The 1,348-nt window shown below is 45.7% G+C and carries 1 protein-coding gene and 2 pseudogenes; all 3 read left to right on the forward strand.

Annotation, left to right across the window (positions count from 1 at the left end; genetic code table 11):
• Nucleotides 1-630, forward strand: a pseudogene (locus tag DFQ00_RS28645) (DUF5704 domain-containing protein); the annotation flags it as partial.
• A gap of 177 nt (nucleotides 631-807) precedes the next feature.
• Nucleotides 808-1,089 (forward strand): hypothetical protein, encoded by a 282-nt coding sequence (locus DFQ00_RS28650; RefSeq protein ID WP_110899775.1) that lies wholly within the window; start codon nucleotides 808-810, stop codon nucleotides 1,087-1,089.
• Nucleotides 1,090-1,103: 14 nt separating this feature from the next.
• A pseudogene (locus DFQ00_RS28655) lies at nucleotides 1,104-1,348 on the forward strand (lipase family protein); the annotation flags it as partial.

Consider the following 1,348-nt stretch of genomic DNA (forward strand, 5'->3'; position numbering starts at 1 on the left):
GTCATTCTGAACGATCGTATGCGACAAGTGCCTGCCGTGCAGCTGCGTGATACCGCGACGTACAAATACCATCGCTATGGCGAGATTCACACGGGCATGATGAGCGAACGAGCGTACCAGGATTATTACCGCGAAAAATTTACGAAAATGAAAACCCCTGTCGGTGGATACAGTCTGCTGCTTATGCCAGAGCAGCTCCGGACGTTTATCGGGCCGAAAACGAACATTCCAACCACAGCCAGTGCAGATGTGCTGCGAGCCAATGCGGCAATCCAGCAATGGTATGGCGAGTACAGCTTGCCCACAGAGCCTTATGTGGTTCAGGCGGGAATGAATCTGGCCGAGTATGGGCGAACCCATGGCGGGCTAGATGCGAAGTCGCCAATTTTCCTGAAGGACGGATACATCGTGGTGAACTTTAACCTGGAATCCATTCGGGAAGGCAACCTCGCGGCACCGCATCTGCAATATATTCATGCCCCACTCATGAACCAGTGGCTGCTGGAAGGGTTCCAGCGTCAGGTGCAGGATAGCTATGGCAACTCGTTTTCGTTACGAGATGGAGATGTGGTGTTCTATCACGCGGATCGCTCGAGTCGAGATGATTTTAGTGCTCAGGTGCCGCATTAAGGATAAGAGAAGTAAACCTCAGGATGAGATCGAAGAGAACGGGATCATGAGTTTTCTTCGATCCTTCCCGTTTTTGTGAAGAGATGCAGAGTAAAGTGAGGGATGGCGATGCCACGGATTGCCAAGAGTTTTCTTTTGATTATGGTAGTGATTGGATTATTAGGAGGGTGTTCAGGAGTGAACAAAGAGGATCAGGAGATTATAGATCGGTCAGAATCTATAGCAATCAAGTATTTGAAAGAGACGTATGATTTGGATGTAACCATTACAGAAAGAAGAATGTTACCTAAAATGGCCATGAGTCGTGTAACCGTTTATGGGTATGTTACTGGTAATCCTGAACAAAATTTTACAGTTTCTATTAATTATGAAACCGGGAAAAGTGAAAGGTTTAGTTTTAGCTCTGAGTTGGAGAGTTTCATTGAAAGTAAAGGTTTGAATCCATTCAACCAAAAGTGATGGGAGGATTAATGATGAATAAAAATATTACTGATTTAGTTTATCAGGAAATGTCAGATGCTGCTTACGATGACTATCGAGTTGGTGAGCGAATAAATAATTTGCCTGACTGGAAGATCTTAGACCAAAAACATAATTCATCTGGAATGGACGCCGTGACCTTCTATAACCCGGACACTAAGCAAGCGGTAATTGCATTTCGTGGAACTGAGGGCTCTGCCAATTGGGATCGAAAGGCACCGGATTTAGGGACAGACGT

The sequence above is a fragment of the Paenibacillus barcinonensis genome (genome assembly GCF_003217495.1).
Classification (GTDB): domain Bacteria; phylum Bacillota; class Bacilli; order Paenibacillales; family Paenibacillaceae; genus Paenibacillus; species Paenibacillus barcinonensis.